Below are 17,177 nucleotides of genomic sequence, written 5' to 3' on the forward strand. Positions count from 1 at the left end.
ATCACTGGTTGTTGCAGGTGGAGGCCGGGGAGCCGTCCAGCCAGGGCAGGTCGTGCCCCATCCGGTCCCGCTTGGTGCGCAGGTAGCGGAGGTTGTGCTCGCCGGCCTGGACCGGCATGGGCTCCCGGCCCTCGACCCTCAGACCGTGCCGGGTGAGGGCGTCGATCTTCTCGGGGTTGTTGGTCATCAGGCGCAGGCTGCGGACGCCGAGGTCGCCGAGGATCTGCGCGCCGGCCGCGTAGTCGCGGGCGTCGGCGGGCAGCCCGAGCTCCAGGTTGGCGTCGAGGGTGTCGCGGCCGCGCTCCTGGAGCTCGTACGCGCGCAGCTTGGACAGCAGGCCGATGCCGCGGCCCTCGTGGCCGCGCAGATAGACGACGACGCCGCGCCCGGCCTCGGTGATGCGGTCCATGGAGGCCTGCAGCTGGGGGCCGCAGTCGCAGCGCAGGGAGTGGAAGATGTCGCCGGTGAGGCACTCGGAGTGGACGCGGACGAGAACGTCCTCGCCGTCGCCGATCTCGCCGTGGACGAGGGCGACGTGCTCGACGCCGTCGACGGTGGAGCGGTAGCCGTACGCGGTGAACTCGCCGTGCGCGGTGGGCAGATGGACCTCGGCCTCGCGGCGGACGGTCGGCTCGGCGGAGCGCCGGTAGGCGATCAGGTCCTCGATGGAGATGATCGTCAGGCCGTGCTTGCGGGCGAACGGGACCAGCTCGGGCAGGCGCAGCATCACGCCGTCCTCGCCGGCGATCTCGACGATCGCGCCGGCCGGGCGGAGGCCCGCGAGGCGGGCGAGGTCGACGGCGGCCTCGGTGTGTCCGTTGCGGACGAGGACGCCGCCCGGCTTGGCGCGCAGCGGGAAGATGTGGCCGGGGCGGACGAAGTCGGAGGGCTCGTGGCTGCCGGAGGCCAGCATCCGCAGGGTGGTGGCGCGGTCGGCGGCGGAGATGCCGGTGGTGACGCCGTGGGCGGGGGACGCGTCGACGGAGACGGTGAAGGCCGTACGCATCGACTCGGTGTTGTGCGCGACCATCTGCGGGAGTTCGAGGCGCTGCAGCTCCTCGTCCTCCATGGGGGCGCAGATCAGGCCCCGGCACTCGCTCATCATGAAGGCGACGATCTCGGGGGTGGCCTTCTCGGCGGCGATGACGAGGTCGCCCTCGTTCTCGCGGTCCTCGTCGTCGACGACGACGACGGGCCGGCCGGCGGCGATGTCGCGGATGGCCTGCTCGACGGGGTCGAGGGCGAGGTCGGTGGCGTCCCAGAGGGGATGGGCGCTCATGCGTGGGCTCCTTCCAGGACGGTGGTGGCGCGGGAGCGCAGCCACCAGTCGCGCATGCCCCACAGGACGAGCGCGCCGTAGATGACGTAGACGAATCCGGAGAAGGCGTAGCCGTTGGCGAAGTTCAGGGGGACGCCGACCAGGTCGACGAGCAGCCAGGCGAACCAGAACTCGACCATGCCGCGGGCCTGGGCGTACATGGCCACGACGGTGCCCACGAAGATGTAGGCGTCGGGCCAGGGGTCCCAGGACAGGTCCGGGAAGGCCTTGAAGAGCATGGCCACCGCGACGGTGCCGACGGCGGCCGCGGCGACCATGGCGGCACGCTCGCCCCAGGTGGCGAAGCGCACGGCGATGTGGCCGTCCGCGCCCTTCCCCTTGCCGCGCTGCCACTGCCACTGCCACCAGCCGTACAGCGCCACGAGCATGACGACGACCTGCTTGCCGGCGCTGCCCGCGAGGTGACCGAAGAAGGCGCTGAAGAGGATGAGACCGGCGAGGAACTGGACGGGCCAGGTCCAGACGGAGCGGCGCCAGCCGAGGGCGAGGGCGGCGAGTCCGAAGATGTTGCCGATCATGTCGGACCAGATGATCTTCTGGTCGAGGACGGTGAACGCCTCGGAGTTGAGCCAGTTCACTTCTCGTTCTCCTTGGCGTCCGCGCCGAGCAGCCGCTCGACGTACTTGGCGATGACGTCCACTTCGAGGTTGACCGGGTCGCCGGACTGCTTGATGCCGAGCGTGGTCAGGTCGAGGGTGGTCGGGATGAGGCTGATGGTGAACCAGTCGTCCGCGACCTCGACGACGGTGAGGCTGACGCCGTCGACCGTGATCGAGCCCTTCTCGACGACGTACCGGGAGAGGTGGGCGGGCAGGCCGACCTTGACCAGTTCCCAGTGCTCGGACGGGGTCCGCTCCAGGATGGTGCCGGTGCCGTCGACGTGGCCCTGGACGATGTGACCGCCGAGGCGGCCGCCGACGGCCATGGGCCGCTCCAGGTTGACGCGGGAGCCGACTTCGAGGGCGCCGAGGCTGGACCGCTTGAGGGTCTCGGCCATGACGTCGGCGGTGAACTCGCCGTCGCCGAACTCGACGACCGTGAGACAGACACCGTTGACGGCGATGGAGTCGCCGTGCTGGGCGCCTTCCGTGACCAGGGGGCCGCGCAGCCGGAAGCGGGAGGCGTCCTCCAGCTGCTCGACGGCGACGACCTCGCCCAGTTCTTCGACGATTCCGGTGAACACGGTCAGGCTCCCTTGAGGGTGGCGGTGATGCGGAGGTCGGATCCGATGCGCGTGGCCTCGGTGATGTCGAGCCGCAACGCTTCGGTGATGGTGGTGATTCCGGCGTCGGCAAGGGCGGCGGGGCCCGCGCCGAGGAGGACCGGGGCGAGGTAGCCGACGACCTGGTCGACGGCGCCCGCGGCGATGAAGGCGCCCGCGAGGGTGGGGCCGCCTTCGAGGAGGATCGAGCGGACACCGCGCGCGTGGAGGGCGTCCAGGAGGGCGGGGACGGAGAGGCCGCGCTCGGCCCGGGGAAGCCGTACGACGTCCGGGAGCGTGGTCTCGGCGTCCTCGGCGACGGCGATCAGGGTGGGGGCGGCCTCGTCGAGGACCCGGGCGCCGGGCTTGACGGCGGTCGCCTCGGTGTCGACGACGACCCGCAGCGGCTGCACGGCGCCTTCGATGCCCCGGACGGCCAGGTGGGGGTCGTCCGTGCGGGCGGTGCCGGAGCCGACGACGACCGCGTCGGCCTCGGCGCGCAGCCGGTGGACGTCGGCGCGGGACTCGGCGGAGCTGATCCAGCGGGAGGTGCCGTCGGCGGCGGCGATCCGGCCGTCGAGGGTGGCGGCGTACTTCCAGCGGACGAAGGGGCGGCCCTCGCGCACGGAGGTGAGCCAGGCGAGGTTGCCGGCCTCGGCCTCGGCCTCCAGGAGGCCCTGCTCGACCTCGATCCCGGCGGCGCGGAGGGTGTCGGCACCGCCCGTGGCCTGCGGGTTCGGGTCGCCGACCGCGTACACGACCCGGCTGATCCCGGCCTCGATCAGGGCCTGGGCGCAGGGGCCGGTGCGGCCGGTGTGGTTGCAGGGTTCGAGGGTGACGTAGGCCGTGCCGCCGCGGGCCAGGACGCCGGCCGCGCGCAGGGCGTGGACCTCGGCGTGGGGGCCGCCGGCGCGCTGGTGGAAGCCTTCGCCGACCTGGTGTCCGGAGGCGTCGGTGATGACGCAGCCGACGACCGGGTTGGGGCTGGTGGCGCCGAGTCCGCGTGCGGCGAGCTCGACGGCGCGTCGCATGGCGGTGATGTCGGCCTGCTGGGCCACCGGGTCCTCCTGCCTCTTCGGGCACGGACTCCGGGGCCTGTCGATGACGACAGAGAGCGGGTACGACGCTTCGCACGGGTATGCCGGTACGGCCGGAGGTCTGCGGGTGCGCCGACGGAAAGCGGCCACCAGCGGACGTACGGCCGGCACACCCCTGCAAGGGGTCGCCCGCCGCGCACTGCCTCCCATCCGGACTTTCACCGTCGGTCCAGGAATTTCACCTGGTCAACCGGCCGCTGGCTTGCGGACGGGTCGCGGACTATACCGCCGGTTCGGAATTACACCGACCCCGGAGTGCGCTGCTGCTGATACAGGGCCAGTGTGCCACGACCGGCGTAGATCGCCAGGCCCGAACCCTGTGGGCTGGCTCACAGACTCCCATACTCGCCCTCTTTGGTCCAGACCTATTGACGCACTGGTCTAGTCCTCTTAATCTCCGTGTCACCTCCGAGGTAACGGCCCGTCGGCGTGCGCACTCCACGGGCCCAACACGTACCACCCCCTTGTTCGTTGCGTGTTCCCCCGCCTCCCCAGGAGGGCCCCACCGTGCTGTCCCCCACTGCCAAGAGAGCCTCGCTGTTCGCGTCCGGTGCCGCCGTCGCCGGTCTGCTGCTCAGCTCCCTCTCCGGCGGCGTCTCGTACGCCGCCGACAACGAGTCCTGTCGCCCCGACGGGCTCTACAAGACCCCGGGCGTCGACGTCCCGTACTGCTCGGTCTACGACACCGAGGGCCGCGAGAAGATGGGCGCGGACCACCAGCGCCGGGTCATCGGATACTTCACCGGCTGGCGCACCGGCAAGAACGGCCAGCCCGCGTACCTGGCCAAGGACATCCCGTGGGACAAGATCACCCACATCAACTACGCCTTCGGCCACATCGGCAGCGACAACAAGCTCTCCGTGGGCACGGACGGCCCCGACAACGCCGCCACCGGGATGACCTGGCCCGGTGTCGCGGGCGCCGAGATGGACCCCGCCTACGCGTACAAGGGCCACTTCAACCTGCTCAACAAGTTCAAGAAGCAGCACCCGAACGTCAAGACGCTGATCTCGGTCGGCGGCTGGGCGGAGACGGGCGGCTACTTCGCGGACAACGGCGACCGGGTCGACTCCGGCGGCTTCTACTCGATGGCCACCAACGCCGACGGTTCGGTCAACCAGGCCGGGATCGACACCTTCGCGAACTCGGCCGTCGACTTCATCCGCAAGTACGGGTTCAACGGCGTCGACATCGACTACGAGTACCCGACCACGATGAAGGACGCGGGCAACCCGCTCGACTGGCAGCTCGCCAACGCGCGCCGCGCCGGGCTCGTGCAGGGCTACGCGGCCCTCATGAAGTCCCTGCGCGAGAAGCTGGACACGGCCGGCGCCACCGACGGCAGGCACTACCTGCTGACCGTCGCCGCCCCCTCCTCCGGCTACCTGCTGCGCGGCATGGAGACCTTCCAGATGCAGAAGTATCTGGACTACGTCAACATCATGTCCTACGACCTGCACGGCGCCTGGAACGAGTACGTCGGCCCCAACGCCTCGCTCTTCGACGACGGCAAGGACGCCGAGCTCGCCGCGGCCAACGTCTACGGCTCCTCGCAGTACGGCTCCATCGGCTACCTCAACACCGACTGGGCGTACCACTACTTCCGCGGCTCCATGCCGGCCGGACGCATCAACATCGGCCTGCCGTACTACACCCGCGGCCACAAGAACGTGCAGGGCGGCACCGACGGTCTCTGGGGCAAGGCCTCCGCGACCACCTGCCCGGCCGGGGCCGGCCTGACCAAGTGCGGCGACGGCGCCACCGGCATCGACAACCTGTGGCACGACAAGGACACCAACGGTGTCGAGTCGCCCGCCGGATCCAACCCGATGTGGCACGCCAAGAACCTCGAGAAGGGGATCGTCGGCGACTACGTCACCCAGTACGGCTTCCCGGCGAACACCACCCTGACCGGCACGTACGCCCGCAAGTACGACGCGACCCTGGTCGCGCCATGGCTGTGGAACGCCGAGAAGAAGGTCTTCCTCTCCACCGAGGACGAGCAGTCCGTGGCCGCGAAGGCCGACTACGTGGTCGACCGCGGCATCGGCGGCACGATGGTCTGGGAGATGGCCGGCGACTACGCCTGGAACGCCACCAAGGGCCAGTACGAGATGGGCTCCACGCTCACCTCGCTGATGTACGACAAGTTCAAGGCGGCCACCCCGTACGGCGCGAAGAAGTCGAACAAGGCGCTGCCGACCCAGGCCGTGAAGATCGACACCCAGTTCACCGAGTTCAAGCTGGGCGACTCGAACTACCCGATCACCCCGAAGATCAAGATCACCAACAACACGGCGACGACGCTGCCCGGCGGCACGGAGTTCCAGTTCGACTACGGCACCTCCGCCCCGAACAACGCCTCCGACCAGTCCGGCTTCGGCACGAAGGTCATCAGCAGCGACCACACGGGCTCCAACGTGGGCGGCCTGAAGGGCGACTTCCACCGCGTCTCCCTGAAGCTCCCGGCCTGGCAGTCCCTCGCCCCGGGCGCGACCGTCGACCTGGCCTTCAACTACTACCTGCCGGTGTCCACCCCCTCCAACTGGACGGTGAACATCAACGGCACGACGTACGCCCTCGCCGGCGACATGGCGCGCGGCACGACGGTCGTGGAGCCGGGCACCACCACCCCGCCGACCACGCCCCCGACGACCGAGCCCACCACCCCGCCGACGACCACTCCCCCGACCACGCCTCCGACGACGCCGCCCACCACGGGCTGCACCGCCCCGGCGTACGTGGCCGGCACGATCTACAACGCGGGCAACGAGGTCTCCCACAAGGGCCACAAGTGGAAGGCCCAGTGGTGGACGCAGAACGAGGAGCCGGGCACGACCGGCGACTGGGGCGTCTGGAAGGACCTCGGCGCCTGCTGACGCACTCCCTCCGATGAACACCCGGCGGCGGTCACTCACGGCCCTTGCCGCCGCCGGGCCCACCGCGCCGCGCCCCCCTGTCCGGGGCGCGGCGCGGTGGTTTTCCCGTTCCTGGCGGGGGCTTAGGGGGCGTGCCGGGCGCCGTGGGTGCTGTGCGGGACTTTCCGGACACCCCCTACGGGAACAGCTCGTCCTGGGCCGCGTCCCGCGCCCGGAGCAGGGCGCCGCGCAGGACCGCCGCGTCGCCGAGGGCGGTGGCGCGGACTTCCGTGCGGAGGGGGGAGAGGGCCGCGAGTTCGGCCTCCACGCGCGCGGCGAGTCCGGTCCCGCCCTGGTGGCCGGTCTCCCCGGCGAGGACCACGCAGCCGGGGTCCAGGACGGAGACGACGGCGGCCGCGCCGACGGCGAGGCGGCGGGCGAGGGCGTCGAGGAAGGGGCCGTGGCCCGAGGAGAGCGCGTCGGCCGGGTCGAGGCCGTGGGCGGCGGCGAGGGTGTCGACGGCCGCCGCGCAGGCCAGCTCGTGGAAGCCGCCGTCGCAGCCGGTGGCCGAGGGCAGCCCGGAGGTGCCCGGGACCGGCAGGAAGCCGATCTCCCCCGCTCCGCCGGAGGCTCCCCGGCGCAGGCGGCCGTCGAGGACGACGGCGGCGCCGACGCCCTGGCCGAGCCAGAGCAGGACGAAGTCCTCGCGGTCGCGGGCGGCGCCCTCGCGGAGTTCGGCGACGGCGGCGAGGTTGGTCTCGTTCTCGACGAGGACGTGGGCGGGCAGCCGCTCCTGGAGGACGCCGACGAGCCGGCGGTGCCAGGCGGGCAGCCCGGAGGAGTCGCGCAGCTCGCCGGTGGCGGGGTCGATGAGCCCGGGGGCGCCGACGGCGACGCTGTGCAGCCGGTCGGCGCCGGCCTCCTTCACGGTCCGCTCCAGGAGCGCGACCGCCTTCTCGACGGCCGGTCCCGTGCCGTGGTCGTCGCCGACGGGGACGGCGGCCTCGGCGAGCGTGGTGCCGAGGAGATCGGCGACGGTGACGGAGACCGAACGGGTCCGGACGTCGAGGGCGGCGAGGTGGGCGCGGTCGGCGACGATCCCGTACAGCTTGGCGTTGGGACCGCGGCGCTCGGCCCCGGCCTCGCCGACGACATGGACGAGTCCCGAGCCCTGGAGCCGCTCGACGAGGTCGGCGACGGTCGGGCGGGAGAGTCCGGTGAGCGTCTTGAGCTGAGTGGCCGTCAACGGGCCTTCGTCCTGGAGCAGTCGCAGGGCGAACCGGTCGTTGATGGCTCGTGCGGTGCTCGGGGATGCGGCCATGCGGCGATCCTCTCAGACTCGTGGGGAGCGGACTCCCTTCCACGGTCTATTTATCAGGCAGGGTTCCTGATAGTTTACGCGGCACAACGAGGCACCACCACGACCACAGGGAGGGCCCATGGCGGCGGAGACCGTCACAAGGACCGATCGCCTCCGGCGGGCGCGCTTCGCCGTCGCCGCCGTCTTCTGCGTCCACGGCGCGGTCACCGGGAGCTTCGCGACCCGGATCCCCTGGATCCAGGAACACGCGGGCGTCAGCGCCGGTCAGCTCGGGCTCGCGCTCGCCTTCCCCGCGCTCGGCGCCTCCCTCGCGATGCCGCTCGCCGGGGCCGTCTCGCACCGCTTCGGCGCCCGCACGGCGCTGCGCGGCCTGCTCGCCCTGTGGACGCTCGCCCTCACCCTGCCCTCGCTCGCCCCGAACGTCTGGGGGCTGTGCGGCGCGCTCTTCGTGTACGGGGCGACGGCGGGCATGTCCGACGTGGCGATGAACGCGCTCGGCGTCGAGACCGAGAACCGGCTCGGCAGGTCGATCATGTCGAGCCTGCACGGCATGTGGAGCGTGGGCGCCCTGCTCGGCTCCGCCGCCGGTACGGTCGCCGCCCACCTCGGCGGCGACGCCCGGCTCCACCACCTGATCGCGGCCCTCGTGCTCACCGTGCTGGGCCTGGTCTTCTGCCAGGGCGTGCTCGACGTCCGCAGCACCCCGGAGGAGGAGCCGCCGCCGCGCTTCTCGCTGCCGCCGAAGTCCGCGCTGATCATCGGCGCCATCGGCTTCTGCGGGGTGTTCGCGGAGGGCGCCAGCCTCGACTGGTCGGCCGTCTACCTCCGGGACGAGCTGGGCAGCTCGGCGGGGCTCGCGGCCGCCTCCACGACCGCCTTCGCGCTGACGATGGCGGTGGCACGCCTTGCCGGCGACCGGGTGGTGGACCGCTTCGGCGCGGTCCGTACGGTACGGGTCGGGGGCGCCGTCGCCACCCTCGGCGGGGTCCTGGTGGTCCTCGCCCCGCACGCCGCCGTCGCGATGGCCGGTTTCGGTCTGATCGGGCTCGGGATCGCGGTCGTCGTCCCGCTGGCCTTCGCCGCGGCCGGGCACAGCGGACCGAACCCGAGCCAGGCCATCGCGGGCGTCGCCACCATCACGTACACCTCGGGGCTCGTCGCCCCCTCGGCGATCGGCGGCATCGCCGACGCGACCTCGCTGGTCTTCTCCTTCGGCCTGGTCACCCTGCTCGCCCTGGGTCTCGTGCTCGGTGCGGGCGTGCTCAGGACCGGCGGCCGGGAGGCGGCCTCGTCGACGCCCGCGCCCGCGAAGAGCGCCGGTCCGGTGGGATAGGACCGGTCGTCCGGAATCCGGTCCGCCGGCGGCACATGCCGGACGCATACCATGTGGCTGATCTTTTGCGGTCGCGACACGGCCGCCGGAACCGGAGAACGGGAGCGACCTCATGAACCTCGGCGTGCGCTGGACCCTGCACGGCGACGGGAGAACACCCGCTCCCGGGGCGGTCGTCCGCCCGGACGAACGGCTCTCCTGGCCCCGTACGGTCGGCCTCGGCGCCCAGCACGTCGTCGCGATGTTCGGCGCGTCCTTCGTCGCCCCGGTCCTCATGGGTCTCGACCCGAACCTCGCGATCATGATGTCCGGTGTCGCGACCGCGATCTTCCTGCTCGCGACCCGCGGCACCGTCCCGTCCTACCTGGGCTGCTCGCTCTCCTTCGTCGGCGTCGCCGCCGCCATCCGGGCCTCCGGCGGCACCAGCGCCACGGTGACCGGCGCGGTCCTCGTCGTCGGCGCGGTGCTCTTCCTGGCCGGTCTCGCCGTCCGGAAGTTCGGCGCCCGGATCATCCACGCGGCGATGCCGCCGATCGTGACCGGCGCCGTCGTCATGCTGATCGGCTTCAACCTGGCCCCGGTCACCGCCTCCACGTACTGGCCGCAGGACCAGTGGACGGCCCTGCTCGTGATGCTGTTCACCGGCCTGGCCGTGGTCTGTCTGCGCGGCTTCTGGTCCCGGATCGCGATCTTCCTCGGCCTGGTCTTCGGCTACGCCGTCTCCTGGATGTTCGACCTCGTCTTCGGCAAGATCCACTCGATGTCCCCGGGCGGCCAGGTCACCGACCACTGGCGGCTCGATCTCTCCGGCGTCTCCCAGGCCGACTGGCTCGGCCTGCCGTCCCTGCACGGCCCGAGCTTCGAATGGTCCGCGATCCTCGTCGCGCTGCCCGTGGTCATCGCCCTGATCGCGGAGAACGCCGGACACGTCAAGGCCGTCGGCGAGATGACCGGCGACAACCTGGACGACCAGCTCGGCACCGCGATCGCCGCCGACGGCGCCGCCTCGATGCTGTCGACGGCCGTGGGCGGCCCGCCGAACACCACGTACTCCGAGAACATCGGCGTCATGGCCGCCACCCGCGTCTACTCGACCGCCGCCTACTGGGCCGCCGCCGGCTTCGCGCTGCTCTTCGGCCTCTGCCCCAAGTTCGGCGCGGTCGTCGCGGCGATCCCCGGCGGTGTCCTCGGCGGCATCACCGTGATCCTCTACGGCATGATCGGCCTGCTCGGCGCCCAGATCTGGATCAACGCCAAGGTCGACCTGCGCAATCCGCTCAACCTGGTCCCGGCCGCCGCCGGCATCATCATCGGCGTCGGCGGCGTGAAGCTGACCTTCACCGACACCTTCGAGCTCGGCGGCATCGCCCTCGGCACGATCGTCGTCATCACCGGCTACCACGTGCTGCGGGCCTTCGCCCCGGCGCACCTGAAGGAGCAGGAACCCCTGCTCGACGCGGGCACGAGTTCGTACGAGACCGCCGCCGAGGAAGTGTCGAAGAACTGAGTGATTCGCCCGTTCTGGGTAAGCCGGGCCCGAGGAGTTCCCTCCCGGGCCCGGCGGCTGGGAGCCTGCCCCCATGGCGCAGACCCAGTGGACCGAAGAACGGATCGGCCAGTTCGTCGCGGTCGACCCCGTGGTGGACCGGATGCGGGCGCTCCGCGCGGCCTGGCATCCGGCCGACGGGGTCGCCGTCTTCAACCGGGTCTATCTGACGGTCACCGAGGAGATCGGCCACGCCATCGAGGCGGGCACCTTCGCCGACCGGCGGGCCGCCGCCACCCTCGACGTACGGTTCGCCGAGCGCTATCTCGCGGCGGTCGACGCCGCCACCACCGGCCGTCCCGCCCCCGCCTGCTGGCGGCCCCTCTTCCACTACCGCCGCCATCCCGGCGTACGGCCGCTGCAGTTCGCGCTCGCCGGGATCAACGCCCACATCGGCCACGACCTGGCGCTCGCGGTGGTCGACGCCTGCCGGATCCTGGAGTGCGCGCCGGCCGACCTGGAGGACGAGTTCGACCGGGTCGGCGACATCCTCCTCCTCCTGGAGGAGCGCATCCGGGAGGAACTGATGCCGGGCCCGGACCTCCTGGAGATCGCGGACCCGCTGACACATCTGCTCGGCTGCTGGAGCCTGGACCGGGCCCGCGACGGGGCCTGGCTCGCCGCGCGTTCGCTCTGGCAGCTGCGCGGCCTGCCCGAGCTCGCCGGCGAGTTCACCGAGCGTCTCGACCGGTCGGTGGGCCTGGTGGGGCGGATGCTGCTCACCCCACTGGCCCACCCTTAGAACCCCGACGAACCGGGGATCAGTCCTCCGGCAGCTCGACCGGGGCGATCTCGTCGTACACGTCGCCCGGACCCGGGTTGGTGCCGTCGGTCGCGCCGCCGAAGTGGTGCATGACGCCCCAGACCGCGTTGAGCGCCGTCTGCACCGCGCCCTCGGCCCAGCCGGCCGTCCAGGAGATGTCGTCGCCGGCGAGGAAGATGCCCCGCTTGTCCTCCGGCAGCCGGTCCTGCATGAAGTGCGTGAACAGGCGACGCTGGTAGCGGTAGTGGCCCGGCAGGTTCGCCTTGAAGGCGCCCATGAAGAAGGGCTCGTTCTCCCAGGAGACCGTCACCGGGTTGCCGATGATGTGCTTCCGGATGTCGACCTTCGGGTAGATCTCGCCGAGCGACTTCAGCATGACCTCCATGCGCTCGTTCGCCGAGAGCGGCAGCCACTTCAGGCTGTCGTCGCACCAGGTGTACGAGAGGCAGATGACGGCCGGCTTGTCCGGGCCCTCGTCCAGGAGGTAGGTGCCGCGGGTCATCCGGTCGGTCAGCGTCATCGACATGACGTCCCGGCCGGTCTCCTCGTCCTTGTCCAGCCAGAACGGCCGGTCGACGGGGACGAACAGCTTCGAGGACTCCATGTAGTGGGTGCGCTCGATCGCGGTCCAGTGGTCGATCGGGAAGAGCGAGTCGTCGCAGGCGATCTTGGACAGCAGCATCCAGGACTGGGCGGTGAAGATCGCCGCCTGGTACGTACGGATGTCGCCGGAGGCGTCGGTGACCGTGATCCGGTTGCCGGCGGTCCGGTTCAGCCGGGTCACGGCCGGCTTCGGGGCGCCCTCGTGAAGGGAGCTGAGCGAGGTGCCCTGCGCCCAGTGGACGATCTTCTCCGGCTCGCGCTCCCACAGACGCAGCGGCAGCTGCTGCGAACCGCCGACGATGCCGCGGTGGTGGTCGTCGGCCTCGGTGTAGACGACGCGGAGGATCTCCAGGATGGAGTTGGGGAAGTCGGTGTCCCAGCCGCCGGTGCCGAAGCCGACCTGGCCGAAGATCTCGCGGTGCCGGAAGGACTTGAAGGCCTCGGACTCGCAGAGGAAGCCGTAGAAGGTCTGGTTGTCGAGCTTCTCGACGAGCTTCGACCAGATCTCGCGGATGCGCGGGACGTCGCGCTCGCGCATGGCCTGGTTCATGTCGGAGAAGTCGGCGCCCTCGTCCAGACAGGCGTTCCACGCGTTCATCACGTCGCGGTAGACCTGCGGGAGGTCGTCGACGGTGGTGGCGTAGTGCGACTCGCCCTTGAGGTCGACGACGGTCGACGGGGTCGACTCGGCCAGCGGGTTCGGGAAGGGCTTGGTCTCCAGGCCGACCAGGTCGATGTAGTGCTGGAGCGCGGTCGAGGAGGGCGGGAAGCGCATGGCGCCCATCTCGGCGGTGAGGCCCTCGGTGCCGGTGCCCTCGAAGCCGACGGTGCGCAGCCGGCCGCCGATCTCGTCGGCCTCGTAGACGACGGGCTTGAGGCCCATCTTCATGAGCTCGTACGCGGCGATGATGCCGGAGAGCCCGCCGCCGATGACCGCGACCTCGGTGCCGTGCTCGGTCGCCGGTATCTGGCCGAGCCCGGCCGGGTGGGCCAGGAAGTCGTCGTAGGCGTACGGGAAGTCCGGACCGAACATGGTGATCGGCGGCTGGCCGTCGCTGTGGGGGACGGCGGTCGTGGGCACCGTGGACGTCATGGGGTACGGACTCCTTGCACGGAAAAGAAGAGAGAGCAGGCGGGGAGGGTGGGGCCGGTTCAGACGAGGGGGCCGTAGAGGTCCGGGCGCCGGTCGCGGAGGTAGGGGTTCTCCTGGCGGGAGGCCGCGAGGAGGGCCGGGTCGACGTCGCCGAGGACGAGGTCCTCGCCGCGCCCGGCGCGGGCCCGGGGGGTGCCGTCGGGGCCGGCCAGGGTGGAGAGGCCGACGAACTCGAAGTCGCCCTCGGGGCCGGTCCGGTTGGCGTACGCGATGTAGAGCTGGTTCTCGAAGGCGCGAACCGGCACCACCGACAGGGGCACGACCTCGGCGGGGTGCATGAGCGCCGTCGGTACGAGGAGGAGGTCCGTACCGGCCAGCGCGTGCGCCCGCACGTTCTCGGGGAACTCGACGTCGTAGCAGATCATCATGCCGACGGTGAGCCCGTCGAGCTCCGCCTGGACGACGGCCAGGTCACCGGGGGTGAACCACTGCGCCTCGAAGTCCCCGAAAAGGTGGGTCTTGCGGTACTGCACGAGGGGGACGCCGTCGGCGCCGATGAGCTGCGCGGAGTTGTACAGGACGCCGTGCCGCTCGGTGTCCCGCTCCGGGTAGCCGTAGCCGACGGCCAGGCCGTGGCGCACGGCGATCGCCGCGACGGCGCGGGCGGAGGGGCCGTCGGACGGCTCGGCCAGGCGCGCGATGTCGGCGTCGATGGCGTAGCCGGTGAGGAAGAGCTCGGGGGCGAGCAGCACGCTCGCGCCGGCGGCCGCGGCGCGGGCGGCGGCCTCGTCGAGGATCTTGAGGTTGGCGGCCACGTCACCGAGCTCGCCGGAGCTCTGGAGCAGGGCGGTGCGCAGCGCGGGCATCGGCGATCCTCGGGGGTCGGAAGTTGAGGGGGAAGACGTCAAAAACGGTACGGTTTCGCGCTCTCCCGGGACAAGGCGGCAGCGTTGCGGACCGACCGTCGAACCGTTGCGCGATCGACGGCCGGGGCGTCGATTCGTTGCGTACGGCTCCGACCGGGGTCGTACGGCTCCCCCGCCGCACGGCGGAGACGAGGACCGTTCTGTGGCGCGACGCCAGGGCGGGACCTGCGCGGAAGAGTGGTGCTCGTCCGGAAGACCCGCCGGACGACCTGCCGAAAGGGACCACGATGAAGCGCCGTACGAAGACCGTCGCCGTAGCCGCCGCGATTCTGCTCACCCTGGCGGCCGGGAGTGTCGCCGTCGCCTCGGGGAACGACGCTCCCGCCCCGGCCGCCGCCTCGGAAGCCGCCGCGCTGACCGGCACCGCGAAGCTGTACCGGCCGGCCGGGGACGACATCACGTTCAGCTTCGACGCACATCTGGCCGAGGCCGACCGGCAGGATCCGATGAAGGCCACCGGAACGTTCCGCTTCAGCCACTACAAGGGCGACTGGGGCGGGTACGCGAAGGTCAAGGTGGACTGCCTCACCACGGGCGGCAAGGTGGCCGTGGTGTCCGGTGTCGTCGTGGAGACCGATGTGAAGGAGTTCAAGAAGGCGCGCGTCGGCGTCACGGTGCACGACGATCCCGCCGGTGACCGGCTCGGCTACACGTGGATGACGGCGGACCCGCAGAAGGACAAGATCCCGCCGTGCATCAGCGGAGCGCCGTTCGAGAAGGTCAAGGAGGGCACGGGCGACTTCAAGGTCCAGCCCTGGGAGTTCGTCTACCCGACCGAATAGACCGCCCCACGGGGGTGGGCGGGCGAGAGGCGGTGCGGGAACCACGGCCCGCACCGCCTCGGCCCGGCGGACACCCCTACGCCGGCGAGCCCGAGGAGAAGCGCCGCAGGAGCGGCGAGAGCACCAGGACGGACTTGGTGCGCTCCACGAAGGGCTCGCCCGCGATGCGTTCCAGGACGCGCTCGAAGTGGCGCATGTCCGAGGCGAAGACCTGGACGACGGCGTCCGCGTCACCGGTGACGGTCGACGCGGACACCACCTCGGGGTACCGCTCCAGACCTCGCCGGATGTCGTCCGGCGAGGTGTTGTGGCGGCAGTAGATCTCGACGAAGCCCTCGGTCTCCCAGCCGAGCGCCGCCGGGTCCACCCGAACGGTGAACCCGGTGATGGCACCCTCGGCCCGGAGCCGGTCCACGCGCCGCTTCACGGCGGGCGCGGAGAGTCCGACGAGCGAGCCGATGTCGGCGTAGCTGCGGCGGGCGTCTTCCGCGAGGGCGTGGACGATGCGTTCGTCGAGGTCGTTGAGTCGCACTACGGGTGGATCACTTCTCTGCTGGAGCGTCTGCCAGGGCCGGGGCCGTGGCCAGTCGGGAGCGGCGCATGCCGTACAGGAAGTAGAACACGAGCCCGGCGGCCATCCAGCAACCGAAGTACGTCCAAGTGACGGCGTCGAGGCCGAACATGTTGTACACACAGAAGCCCAGGCCGAGGATCGGGAAGACCGGTCCGAAGGCCACCTTGAAGGTGCGCGGCATGTCGGGGCGGGTGTAGCGGAGCACGATGACTGCGATGTTGACCAGGCCGAAGGCGAAGAGCGTGCCGATGCTGGTGGCGTCGACGAGCTTGAAGAGCGGGACGACCGAGGCGAGGACGGCGCAGAAGAGCGACACGATGACCGTGTTCACGCGCGGGGTGCCGGTCTTGCCGCTGACCTTGCCGAAGACCTTGGGGACCAGGCCGTCGCGGGACATGGCGAAGAGGATGCGGGTCTGGCCGTAGAGGACGGTGAGGACGACGCTGGCGATGGAGATGACCGCGCCGGCGGCGAGCATCGTGCCCCAGAAGGTCTGGCCGGTGACGTCGTTCATGATCGCCGCGAGCGTGGCCTCGGACCCCTCGAACTCCTTCCAGTTCCACGCCCCGACCGCGACGGCGGCCACCAGCACGTAAAGGACGGTGACGATGAGCAGCGAGAGCATGATCGCGCGGGGCAGGTCGCGCTTGGGGTTCTTCGCCTCCTCGCCGGCCGTGGAGGCGGCGTCGAAGCCGATGTAGGAGAAGAAGAGGCTGGCGCTCGCGGCGCCGACGCCGGTCATGCCAAGCGGCATGAAGTCCTTGTAGTTGCCGGACTTGAAGCCCATGAAGCCGATCGCGCAGAAGAGGGCGAGCGCGGCGATCTTCACCACGACCATGATCGTGTTGACCACGGCGGACTCGCGGGCGCCGCCGAGCAGGAACACCATCGCGAGCAGGACGACGATCAGGCCGGGCAGGTTGATGATGCCGCCCTCGCCCGGGGCAGAAGACAGCACGTCGGGGATCGTGACGCCGATCGTTCCGTCGAGCAGCTCGTTGAGGTACTCGCCCCAGCCGACCGCCACGGCGGCGACGGAGACGCCGTACTCCAGGACCAGGCACCAGCCGCAGACCCAGGCGACGAGTTCACCCATCGTTGCGTACGCGTATGAGTACGAGGACCCGGCAACCGGTATCGAGCCGGCCAGCTCGGCGTACGAGAGAGCCGAGAACAGGGCCGTGAGACCGGCGATGACGAAGGCGATCGTGACGGCCGGCCCGGCCTTCGGGACGGCGCCGCCGAGGACGACGAAGATGCCGGTGCCGAGCGTGGCGCCGATGCTGATCATGGTCAGCTGCCACATCGAGAGCGAGCGGCGGAGACTGCCGCCCTCGCCCTGGCCACCCTCTTCGACCAGGCGTTCCACCGGCTTGCGCCGGACCAGTGCGCCGAGAGCGGAGGTCTTCGGGGTGGTCGTGTCGTCGACCGGTGGGGCTGCGCCGTGATCCAGCACTGCGGAGGCTCCTTATCGCTGCCTGTGGGGTTCGGAGGCGACCGCGGCGGTACGCGGGCATGCCGAAGCAGGCCCACGGGGGACGGAAACCGCCGAGCAGGCGGTCGCCGCCACTCCTGGTACGGGGCACGAGCCTAAGGGGAAGTGCTTCGCAGTCGTAATGCAGGGTTGTTGCGCACTGCCGGATGATCATTGCGCGCTTCGGGCGCAGACGGGCAAACATTGCGCTCCGCCGCATGAATCGACACATCCGGGTGTGAACCGGCACGCGCACGCGTATGGAC

General features: G+C 71.0%; 14 protein-coding genes and 1 riboswitch. Of the genes, 5 read left to right on the forward strand and 9 right to left on the reverse strand.

Annotation, left to right across the window (positions count from 1 at the left end):
• Position 1 precedes the first annotated feature (1 nt).
• The 4 genes from AC07AW_RS21415 to ribD are packed head-to-tail and all read right to left on the reverse strand — an operon-like array spanning position 2 to position 3,598.
• Positions 2–1,279, reverse strand: coding sequence for a bifunctional 3,4-dihydroxy-2-butanone-4-phosphate synthase/GTP cyclohydrolase II (locus AC07AW_RS21415; protein WP_478817073.1), 1,278 nt, complete (start codon positions 1,277–1,279; stop codon positions 2–4).
• Complete coding sequence (locus AC07AW_RS21420) at positions 1,276–1,917, reverse strand: nicotinamide mononucleotide transporter family protein (RefSeq protein WP_478817074.1); 642 nt, start codon at positions 1,915–1,917, stop codon at positions 1,276–1,278. The genes AC07AW_RS21415 and AC07AW_RS21420 overlap by 4 nt, the downstream gene beginning before the upstream one ends.
• The gene (locus AC07AW_RS21425) at positions 1,914–2,522 is read right to left on the reverse strand and encodes a riboflavin synthase (protein WP_086824182.1); all 609 of its coding nucleotides are present in this window, start codon (positions 2,520–2,522) and stop codon (positions 1,914–1,916) included. Before AC07AW_RS21425 ends, AC07AW_RS21420 begins: the two co-directional genes overlap by 4 nt.
• A 2-nt stretch (positions 2,523–2,524) precedes the next feature.
• A complete protein-coding gene (gene ribD / locus AC07AW_RS21430) occupies positions 2,525–3,598 on the reverse strand; it encodes a bifunctional diaminohydroxyphosphoribosylaminopyrimidine deaminase/5-amino-6-(5-phosphoribosylamino)uracil reductase RibD (RefSeq protein WP_478817075.1) in 1,074 nt (357 codons plus the stop codon).
• 171 nt (positions 3,599–3,769) lie between these two features.
• Positions 3,770–3,900, reverse strand: a riboswitch (FMN riboswitch).
• 244 nt (positions 3,901–4,144) lie between these two features.
• On the opposite strand from ribD, the gene AC07AW_RS21435 reads away from it, so the two are divergent.
• On the forward strand, positions 4,145–6,517 hold the full coding sequence (locus AC07AW_RS21435) for a chitinase C-terminal domain-containing protein (protein ID WP_478817076.1): 2,373 nt from the start codon (positions 4,145–4,147) through the stop codon (positions 6,515–6,517).
• 175 nt (positions 6,518–6,692) lie between these two features.
• On the opposite strand, the gene AC07AW_RS21440 is transcribed toward AC07AW_RS21435, so the two are convergent.
• Positions 6,693–7,817, reverse strand: a complete 1,125-nt coding sequence (locus tag AC07AW_RS21440) for an ROK family transcriptional regulator (RefSeq protein ID WP_478817077.1) — start codon at positions 7,815–7,817, stop codon at positions 6,693–6,695.
• A 118-nt stretch (positions 7,818–7,935) separates the two neighbouring features.
• Between AC07AW_RS21440 and AC07AW_RS21445 the strand changes: the two genes are divergently transcribed.
• The 3 genes from AC07AW_RS21445 to AC07AW_RS21455 all read left to right on the forward strand — a co-directional run bounded on the left by AC07AW_RS21445 (position 7,936) and on the right by AC07AW_RS21455 (position 11,438).
• Positions 7,936–9,150, forward strand: a complete 1,215-nt coding sequence (locus tag AC07AW_RS21445; RefSeq protein WP_478817078.1) for an MFS transporter — start codon at positions 7,936–7,938, stop codon at positions 9,148–9,150.
• 112 nt (positions 9,151–9,262) lie between these two features.
• Entirely contained in the window at positions 9,263–10,657 is a 1,395-nt protein-coding gene (locus tag AC07AW_RS21450) for a uracil-xanthine permease family protein (RefSeq protein ID WP_478817079.1), read from the forward strand.
• A 73-nt stretch (positions 10,658–10,730) separates the two neighbouring features.
• Entirely contained in the window at positions 10,731–11,438 is a 708-nt protein-coding gene (locus tag AC07AW_RS21455) for a DUF5995 family protein (RefSeq protein WP_478817080.1), read from the forward strand.
• Between the two features lie 19 nt (positions 11,439–11,457).
• On the opposite strand, the gene AC07AW_RS21460 is transcribed toward AC07AW_RS21455, so the two are convergent.
• Positions 11,458–13,155, reverse strand: coding sequence for a flavin monoamine oxidase family protein (locus tag AC07AW_RS21460; RefSeq protein ID WP_478817081.1), 1,698 nt, complete (start codon positions 13,153–13,155; stop codon positions 11,458–11,460).
• A 59-nt stretch (positions 13,156–13,214) separates the two neighbouring features.
• Complete coding sequence (locus AC07AW_RS21465; RefSeq protein ID WP_478817082.1) at positions 13,215–14,021, reverse strand: carbon-nitrogen hydrolase family protein; 807 nt, start codon at positions 14,019–14,021, stop codon at positions 13,215–13,217.
• Between the two features lie 287 nt (positions 14,022–14,308).
• Between AC07AW_RS21465 and AC07AW_RS21470 the strand changes: the two genes are divergently transcribed.
• Positions 14,309–14,863, forward strand: a complete 555-nt coding sequence (locus tag AC07AW_RS21470; protein ID WP_478817083.1) for a Repetin — start codon at positions 14,309–14,311, stop codon at positions 14,861–14,863.
• 76 nt (positions 14,864–14,939) lie between these two features.
• Here AC07AW_RS21470 and AC07AW_RS21475 read toward each other — a convergent pair whose 3' ends face one another.
• Both AC07AW_RS21475 and AC07AW_RS21480 read right to left on the reverse strand, forming a co-directional pair.
• Positions 14,940–15,395 carry an Lrp/AsnC family transcriptional regulator gene (locus AC07AW_RS21475; protein ID WP_015032260.1) on the reverse strand — a complete coding sequence of 152 codons (456 nt, stop codon included), beginning with the start codon at positions 15,393–15,395 and terminating at the stop codon, positions 14,940–14,942.
• A gap of 10 nt (positions 15,396–15,405) precedes the next feature.
• Positions 15,406–16,893, reverse strand: a complete 1,488-nt coding sequence (locus tag AC07AW_RS21480; RefSeq protein WP_478817084.1) for an amino acid permease — start codon at positions 16,891–16,893, stop codon at positions 15,406–15,408.
• Positions 16,894–17,177 lie beyond the last annotated feature (284 nt).

It is taken from the genome of Streptomyces sp. NPDC044003 (assembly GCF_056435185.1).

Coding starts and splice junctions, on each gene's coding strand:
- AC07AW_RS21415 (WP_478817073.1), bottom strand. CDS start 1,279: ATGAGCGCCCATCCCCTCTGGGACGCCACCGACCTCGCCCTCGACCCC.
- AC07AW_RS21440 (WP_478817077.1), bottom strand. CDS start 7,817: ATGGCCGCATCCCCGAGCACCGCACGAGCCATCAACGACCGGTTCGCC.
- AC07AW_RS21445 (WP_478817078.1), top strand. CDS start 7,936: ATGGCGGCGGAGACCGTCACAAGGACCGATCGCCTCCGGCGGGCGCGC.
- AC07AW_RS21450 (WP_478817079.1), top strand. CDS start 9,263: ATGAACCTCGGCGTGCGCTGGACCCTGCACGGCGACGGGAGAACACCC.
- AC07AW_RS21455 (WP_478817080.1), top strand. CDS start 10,731: ATGGCGCAGACCCAGTGGACCGAAGAACGGATCGGCCAGTTCGTCGCG.
- AC07AW_RS21460 (WP_478817081.1), bottom strand. CDS start 13,155: ATGACGTCCACGGTGCCCACGACCGCCGTCCCCCACAGCGACGGCCAG.
- AC07AW_RS21465 (WP_478817082.1), bottom strand. CDS start 14,021: ATGCCCGCGCTGCGCACCGCCCTGCTCCAGAGCTCCGGCGAGCTCGGT.
- AC07AW_RS21470 (WP_478817083.1), top strand. CDS start 14,309: ATGAAGCGCCGTACGAAGACCGTCGCCGTAGCCGCCGCGATTCTGCTC.